At 39.0% G+C, this 8,012-nt stretch carries 7 protein-coding genes; 5 read left to right on the plus strand and 2 right to left on the minus strand.

What is annotated here, in order from left to right:
* The first annotated feature begins 104 nt into the window (after positions 1–104).
* From K6G87_RS07990 to K6G87_RS08005, 4 genes are all read left to right on the plus strand, one after another.
* Positions 105–875, plus strand: coding sequence for a hypothetical protein (locus K6G87_RS07990; protein WP_296835657.1), 771 nt, complete (start codon positions 105–107; stop codon positions 873–875).
* Positions 876–922: 47 nt separating this feature from the next.
* Positions 923–1,516: a hypothetical protein gene (locus K6G87_RS07995; RefSeq protein ID WP_296835658.1), complete on the plus strand. Its 594-nt coding sequence runs from the start codon at positions 923–925 to the stop codon at positions 1,514–1,516.
* Positions 1,517–1,836: 320 nt separating this feature from the next.
* A complete protein-coding gene (locus K6G87_RS08000; RefSeq protein ID WP_296835660.1) occupies positions 1,837–2,466 on the plus strand; it encodes a GNAT family N-acetyltransferase in 630 nt (209 codons plus the stop codon).
* A gap of 360 nt (positions 2,467–2,826) precedes the next feature.
* Positions 2,827–3,282 (plus strand): low molecular weight protein-tyrosine-phosphatase, encoded by a 456-nt coding sequence (locus tag K6G87_RS08005; protein WP_296835662.1) that lies wholly within the window; start codon positions 2,827–2,829, stop codon positions 3,280–3,282.
* A gap of 57 nt (positions 3,283–3,339) precedes the next feature.
* Here the strand turns inward: K6G87_RS08005 and K6G87_RS08010 are convergent, their stop codons facing one another.
* Entirely contained in the window at positions 3,340–3,765 is a 426-nt protein-coding gene (locus K6G87_RS08010) for a hypothetical protein (protein ID WP_296835663.1), read from the minus strand.
* A 209-nt stretch (positions 3,766–3,974) separates the two neighbouring features.
* Positions 3,975–5,972: a 2-isopropylmalate synthase gene (locus K6G87_RS08015; RefSeq protein WP_296835665.1), complete on the minus strand. Its 1,998-nt coding sequence runs from the start codon at positions 5,970–5,972 to the stop codon at positions 3,975–3,977.
* 505 nt (positions 5,973–6,477) lie between these two features.
* Between K6G87_RS08015 and K6G87_RS08020 the strand changes: the two genes are divergently transcribed.
* Positions 6,478–7,875, plus strand: a complete 1,398-nt coding sequence (locus tag K6G87_RS08020; RefSeq protein WP_296835667.1) for an NAD(P)/FAD-dependent oxidoreductase — start codon at positions 6,478–6,480, stop codon at positions 7,873–7,875.
* Positions 7,876–8,012: the final 137 nt, after the last annotated feature.

Consider the following 8,012-nt stretch of genomic DNA (forward strand, 5'->3'; position numbering starts at 1 on the left):
GGATTTTATGAGAGATATGGATGGGAGTTCATCTGTATGGCACAGGGAGATGGTGAACCTGAGCCTACAAGACTTTACATTCATAGATGACAAGGAGGATTTGTATGAACTATTTTATAGAAGGACTTCAGGGAAGCGGAAAGAGCACTCTTGTAAGGAGGCTTTCCGAGAAATATCCGGATTATAAAGCAATTTGCGAGGGTGACTACTCGCCTGTGGAGTTGGCGTGGTGCGCTTATGTGGATAAGGAAACCTATAGTGGCATTCTTAAAAGGTACAGTGACATCCGTAGCGAAATAGAGGAAAAGAGCATTAAAGAAGGTGCCCACATGATCATCTGCTACACTAAGATTATTGCAGATATGCCCGGATTCCATAAGGATCTGGAGAAGTATGAAATCTACAATGGAAATCTTGATTCTGATAATTTTAAAGAGGTTGTCCTAAAAAGACTTTATAATTGGAACGGCAATAAATATATCTTTGAGTGCTCCCTCTTTCAAAACATTGTTGAGGATATGATCCTTTTTCAAAAGAAGAGTGATCAGGAAATTGTTGATTTTTATGCGGAGGTTAAAGAGGCTCTTGCCGGAAAAGATTATCAGATATTGTACCTTGAGAGCAGTGATATAGCATCGAATATCGACTTTATCAGGAAAGAGAGGTCTGACGACAAGGGCAACGAGATGTGGTTTCCACTGATGATTGGATATTTTAACAATTCTCCCTATGCTAAGGAAAAAGGATTGTCAGGCACCGATGCTTTGCTTGAGCATTTCAGACACAGGCAGGAGCTTGAACTTAGAATCTGTAAAGAAGTGTTTGGTAAAAATTATACACTGCTTAAAGCGAAAAATTACAGTATTTCTGAATAGATTAACTTTCAGGATAATAGACGACAGGATTGAAGGAGGATCGAAATTTGAAATACATTTTATATTTTTTGATTGGATATATGGTTTTATATGCGGTTGTTTGGTTGCACGAAGTGGGTCATGCAGTATGGGATTACAAATATAATTTGAGAAAAGATTGGTGGAGGGTACAGGTTAAGCCATACATATTTTTTTCGACACCAGGTGGGGTAGATGCTGAAGTATGGGAAACACTTAAACCAATCCAATGTGTGCTTACCGCTTATGGAGGGCTGATGGCAAATGCATTATTTGCTATGATCTCTGCTGGGATTATTTTGATTATTGGCGAGACTAATGAATTCCTCTGTATTGGGTTATGGTTATTTATGACGCTTCATATAGGGGAAATAGTTTCCTATCTGTTTGTGGGATCCATTTTTCTTGTCAGCGATATGGAACTTGTTAATCAGTATATGCCGAAATTAAGAATTCCCAATTTGCTTTTTGGAGCCATACTTACAGTGGCATACATTTATTTGTTGACTCTTGTACCGGAAGGGGTCCGAGTATTTGTTGTTATATGGAATATAGTTACAATCCTTTCGATGTGCGCTGGTCGGATCATCTTTACAGCTATGGCAAAGAGACGAACTCAATAAATGGGAATTTATCCACCTATCAGTATGCTGTGTTAGTCAGTTATTTCGGAAGATAATCTTACAAAAGACAGACAAAGATTTAATGAGTAGAAAGAAAAATCATAATTTTTTGATTTTTAATTGATGATTAAGCTTACGAGCTTGATTATAAAAATTATTTAAGGAGAGTGCTGTTTGAGAAAGTACCCTAAAGGACTAGGAGCTTCGCTCCGTCGCAACACATTGGAGATTGTGGGCTGACCGGGAGGTTTGCTGACAATTAAACAAACCTCCCGCTGAAAAGCAACTTTTGGTCAAAAGTTTTCAGGAGGTAAAAAACATTGAATAAAAATGACTATACAATTCGTTTAGAAGAAAAGAAAGATCACAGAGCAGTAGAGAACCTTGTCAGAGAGTCATTCTGGAACGTTTATAAGCCGGGATGTGCCGAGCATTATGTGATTCATGTGCTCAGGGATAATCCGGCATTCATTCCGGAACTTGACTTTGTTATGGAACAGGATGGAAGTCTGATCGGACAGAATATGTTCATGAAGACGATCATCGAGGCTGATGACGGCAGGGTGATCGATGTGCTAACGATGGGACCGATTGGCATCATCCCGGAGCTGAAGAGAAAGGGATATGGGAAGGCTTTGCTAGACTATTCGCTGAAAAAAGCAGCAGAGATGGGTTTCGGTGCGGTTCTATTTGAAGGAAACATCGGTTTCTATGGCAAGAGCGGTTTTGACTATGCCAGTAAGTTTGGCATTCGCTATCATGATCTGCCGGAGGATGCAGATGCATCATTCTTTCTCTGTAAGGAACTGATCCCCGGATATCTTGATGAAATTACCGGGGTATATCAAACTCCGGAGGGGTATTATGTGAGTGATGAGGATGTGGAAGATTTCGATAAAGGATTTCCTCAAAAGGCGAAGCTGAAACTACCCGGACAGATCTTCAACTAGACGAAAAATGAATGCAGTCTATGCTGCCGGAAAGAGATTGGGAAACCAATCTCTTTTTGCTAGAACGATAAATCAGAGTATTTCCTTTTCATCATATCAAAATATTTAAAAATTCATAATTAAAAATCCAATGGTATCTTGTATGAGGTACCATTTTCTTTACTCAGAATATCTCCGAATCACAAACCCCTACTGACTACTTTTTGACTACTTTTGATATCCATGATTTTCCTAGATATTCCTATTTATTACACAAACTGTGATATGATAGTTCTGTCACCGTGATATATGAACACTATTTATATCCCGTAACGGTGCGCATTACAGGGAATAACTCAGAATTATAAGGAGCCAAAATCTATGATAAAAATACTATTTGTCTGCCACGGCAACATCTGTAGATCTCCAATGGGGGAATATTTATTAAGAGATATAGCAGCCAGAAAGGGCTGGACTGAAGCTGATCTTCTTATAGAGTCAGCTGCTACAAGCACAGAGGAGATAGGCAATCATGTCTATCCGCCTGTTAAAAAGCTATTAGAAGAGCATGGCATTAATTGCAGCAAGAAGAGAGCCAGAAGACTCAAACATGATGAATACTGGAATTGGGACTATATCATTGCATTTGATAATGAGAATGTAAGAGAGATAGCCAGAATATGCGGCCCTGATATAGGACACAAGGTTCACCTTCTAAAGAGCTATATAGGTGATAGTGGTGAGATATCAGATCCATGGTATACTCGCGATTTTCAGACCTGCTATGATGAGACGTATGAAGGTTGTGAAGAATTATTGAAGATTTTAACAAGATAATATTATATAGATATGATTAGACGAGGGCTGTTCAAGAACAGCCCTCGTCCTCTATCATCAGATGCGCTCTTCAATAAAACAAATTCCCAAATCAATCCATAGGAACATGGGATAATACACAAACAGTAATATGATTTCAAACAATTTGATATTGCCGCCGAACTGGTGTTCAAGAAAACTTGCAAACCATGCCCATACAAATATCCCAGCAAATCCTGCAATTATCTTCATCACAAAGGGCATCGGGAATCCATCAATCCAAAGGACGAAATTCTCATTGATGAAGCAGAACATAAATATGGTTATGGCTGTATAGATCATACCCACCAATATTATGATTACTCCGATAGTTCCGAGAAAAGTAGAAAAGGCTCCAAGACCGCTGAAAGAATCTGAAAAGGTATCACCTGTTTTACATAGAATGGCAATCGCCACTGTAATAGAGATTACTAGTTTTAATGCTATCTTCCAATGTCTTTCCATTAGTTCCTCCATTTTTCGAACCCCTAAACGAATCAAATTATATCATATTCTAGAGTAAAAGAATATAGAAAAAGCCAGAGATTTTACGGTTATAAGGCTCGTATCAAGGAAGTTAAGAAGTCAAAAAAAATAAATCATAGGCCGATTTTGAAAATACTCTTGATTTTCACTTGAGGCCTATGATTTTTTTTGAAATCTTGGGCTAAGCTTTAATTTCTTGCGCTTGTACGATACTGTACAGGTGTCATACCATATTTTTTCTTAAAGAGTCTGTTGAAGTGTTCTACGTTCTGGTAGCCGGATGCTTCTGCAACTCTTTCAACCTTCATGTTTCCATTCTTCAATAAAGCTGATGCTTTCTTAAGTCTTACCTGTTTTAAGTTCTCGCCAAAGGTCTTGCCGCTCTTTTCCTTGATGTACTTGGAAAGATATGGCTTTGAGAGGTAGAACTTATGGGAGAGATCTTCAAGTGTAACTGTAAGGAAGTTCTCCTGTATATAATTGATGATCGCATTGATTCGCTCATCTTTGTTGCTGAGAAGCTCTTTGATCTGTTCGAGCTGATTAACTGCTACACACAGAGCATTGATTGAGGAACGGATAATATCTTCATCATTACCAACGCCCCAATATGTCTGGTTGTCTTTGGAAATTCCCACATAAGCAATAGCCTTGGATGAGGAACCTTTTGTAAGAGCATGCTCTTCATATGTTGAAAGCTCGTATGAGATATCAAAATACTGCTTAAGGCCGTTACTTACAGCATCAAGACGTCCATTACCTGAAGCCTCGATGACATGCTCTTTGCCTCCATGAAGTATTGTGATCTCTGCAAGAATACCCTCGCCTTGTTTAAAGTGGCATTCTATTATCTGGAATACGCCGGCGCCTCTTACGTATTTGGATTCAAACTCGTCGCGGATACGCTCAGGTGTAAGCTCTGCGTGCTCTCTATCTGATATTCCCTTCATTGTATAGCTGACTTCAGGCTGCATATCTTTGGGAATAGTAAGTCCGTATCTTGTCTTTAAGATGAAGCTTACGCCGCCTTTTCCGGACTGGGAATTGATCCTGATGACATCGCCTTCGTACTTTCTACCAAGATCCTGAGGATCGATTGGAAGATATGGAACTGTCCAGAATCCGTCATCCTTGCCTTCCATATGCCAGTTGAAGCCTTTTGAGATGGCATCCTGGTGAGAACCGGAGAATGCTGTAAATACCAGGGCTCCGGCATAAGGTGTACGCTCATGGATGTGCATTCCTGTGAGTCTTTCGTAGGTCTCGCCAACTTCCTGAATATTTGAGAAGTCAAGGAGTGGATCAACTCCGTGTGAAAACATATTTATGGCAAGTGTTACTATATCGACATTACCTGTACGTTCGCCGTTACCAAAGAGTGTTCCTTCGATACGGTCTGCGCCTGCAAGTACGCCAAGCTCAGCATCACTTACGCCGCTTCCTCTGTCATTATGAGGATGAAGGGATAATGTAACGCTGTCACGGTATTTAAGATTCTTGTGAATATATTCAACCTGAGTAGCAAATACATGAGGCATTGCAATTTCTACAGTTGTAGGAATGTTGATGATGACCTTGTGGTCAGGTGTTGGCTTCCATACATCAAGTACGGCATTACATACATCAACAGCATAGTCAACTTCTGTGCCAGGGAATGATTCCGGTGAATATTCAAAAGAGAAGTTTCCATCAGTTTCCTTAGTGAGCTTATCAAGAAGCTTGGCTCCTTCGATGGCAATATTCTTGATCTCATCCTTGTCTTTATGGAAAACCTGTTCACGCTGAGCTACAGATGTTGAATTGTAGAGATGGATTATAGCACGAGGTGCGCCCTTAACAGCTTCAAAGGTCTTCTTGATGATATGCTCTCTTGCCTGAGTCAGAACCTGAATAGTAACATCATCAGGAATCATATTTTTCTCAATAAGAGTTCTGGCAAATTCGAATTCTGTATCTGATGCTGCAGGAAAACCTATTTCTATCTCTTTAAAACCGAGTTTTACGAGCATAGTGAAGAATTCAAGCTTCTCTTCAAGGCTCATGGGCTCAATAAGTGCCTGGTTTCCATCTCGAAGATCCACACTGCACCAGATTGGAGGATGGTCTATATAGTCCTTTTTAACCCAATCGTAAGTACATGTTGGTGGCATGAAATACTGTTTCTGGTACTTCTCAAAATTTTTCATAATAATGATGCTCCTCCATAATCTGCGCTGAAAATGTATTATTCATGGTATTTATAGTCGTATTTCTTGATGTTTCTTATACATACATCGGATAGTCATGTTATATTTATAATATCTAACTTGATAAAACTTATCTTATCACATAAAAATAAATATAATAGTGATATATTTAATCACTTAGGTTGATATTTTTTAACATCTTTTTTGAATGAGCTAAAAATTTAAGCTTTTTACATAATCATAATTAATCAGTATTTACTTTTCTTTATTTAAAAGACGCATTATCTTCGGATAAAATGTTTTCACAAAGCATTAAAGTTTTGACATGAAGCCCAGGTTGATATAATATAATAATTCGGCCCTTTGGCTATAAAAGCCCCAAAGGATAGTCTTTTGTGGTATTATAGAAGTGCCTGTAAATGGCACTTTAGCAACATTTTTGCCGTTTATTTTTTGCATATGCAATTAATCAATACAGGCGATAAGGCAGATAGGAGATTCTATTATGGAAAAAAATTATGATGTTATCATTGTCGGTGCAGGCCCTGGCGGTATTTTTTGTGCTTATGAGCTCAAAGAGAAAAAGCCCGACATGAAGATCCTTCTTATAGAAAAAGGACGCAGCATAGAAAAGCGTCAGTGTCCTAAGAGAATAACAGGAGTATGTGCTCATTGTCAGCCGTGCTCTATTACAACAGGATTTGCTGGAGCAGGTGCATTCTCAGATGGAAAGCTTTCACTTTCACCTGACGTTGGTGGTAATCTCCCTGAAATTCTTGGCTATGATGAAGCTACAAAGCTTATACATGAGTCCGATGAGATATATCTTAAATTTGGTGCAGATAAGAGCGTATACGGCGTTGATAAAGCCAAAGAGATCCGTGAGATCAGAAGGAAAGCTATTAATGCTGACCTTAAACTAGTAGAGTGCCCTATCCGTCACCTTGGAACAGAAGAGGGTTATAAGATTTATGGTCTTTTACAAAAGCATCTTGAAGAAGTAGGCGTAGATCTTCTTTTTAATAGTCCTGTTGCTTCACTTGGCATTGAAAATGGTCAGGTTACAAGTGTAACTACTGAAAAGGGCGATACTTTCTTCTCTGACAGAGTAGTTATCGCTGTTGGACGAGATGGTGCAGACTGGTTCAAGGATCTGTGTCATGAGGTTGGTATTGAGACAAAGCCTGGAACAGTAGACGTTGGTGTCAGGGTTGAAGTTCGTGATGAAGTAATGCAGTTTCTTAATGAGAACCTTTATGAAGCTAAGCTTATCTATCATACACCAACATTTGATGACAAGGTTCGTACTTTCTGTACAAATCCTTCAGGAGAAGTTGCTACAGAGTACTATGACAACGATCTTGCTGTTGTTAACGGACATGCATATAAGGCTCAGGAATACAAGACCAATAATACTAACTTTGCTCTTCTTGTTTCCAAGAACTTTACAAAGCCTTTCAATACACCTATTGAGTACGGTAAACAGATAGCACAGCTTTCAAATATGCTTTGTGGTGGCAAGATACTGGTACAGACTTATGGCGATTTTAAGCGTGGAAGACGTACAACAGATGAGCGTCTTTGCAGAAATAACCTTATTCCAACACTTAAGGATGCCGTACCTGGCGATCTGTCACTGGTATTTCCTCACAGGATCATGGTCGATCTTGACGAGATGATTCAGGCACTTGATAAGGTTACTCCCGGTATTGCTTCAGAAGAGACTTTAATGTATGGTGTTGAAGTTAAATTCTATTCTAATAAAGTAATTGTAGATAAGAATTTCGAAACAAGCATAAAGGGTCTTCATGCAATAGGAGACGGAGCAGGCGTTACAAGAGGCCTTCAGCAGGCAAGTGCAAATGGAATAAGCGTTGCAAGAAGTATTCTTGCGGCTGAATAATATATAAAATGATCAAGATAACCCATCACCTTTAGGTGGTATCACTTTCAGATTTAGACGAGACTAGGGTATATGACTTTTTTGCAGAATCTTTTTTCTTTCAAAAAAAATATAAAAGTACTGGCGCTTTGCATTAT

It is taken from the genome of Butyrivibrio sp. (genome assembly GCF_024699075.1).

Bases quoted from the DNA above. Each gene is read 5' to 3' on its own strand.
- K6G87_RS08010 (WP_296835663.1), bottom strand. From the start codon at position 3,765: ATGGAAAGACATTGGAAGATAGCATTAAAACTAGTAATCTCTATTACA.
- K6G87_RS08020 (WP_296835667.1), top strand. From the start codon at position 6,478: ATGGAAAAAAATTATGATGTTATCATTGTCGGTGCAGGCCCTGGCGGT.
- K6G87_RS08015 (WP_296835665.1), bottom strand. From the start codon at position 5,972: ATGAAAAATTTTGAGAAGTACCAGAAACAGTATTTCATGCCACCAACA.
- K6G87_RS08005 (WP_296835662.1), top strand. From the start codon at position 2,827: ATGATAAAAATACTATTTGTCTGCCACGGCAACATCTGTAGATCTCCA.
- K6G87_RS07990 (WP_296835657.1), top strand. From the start codon at position 105: ATGAACTATTTTATAGAAGGACTTCAGGGAAGCGGAAAGAGCACTCTT.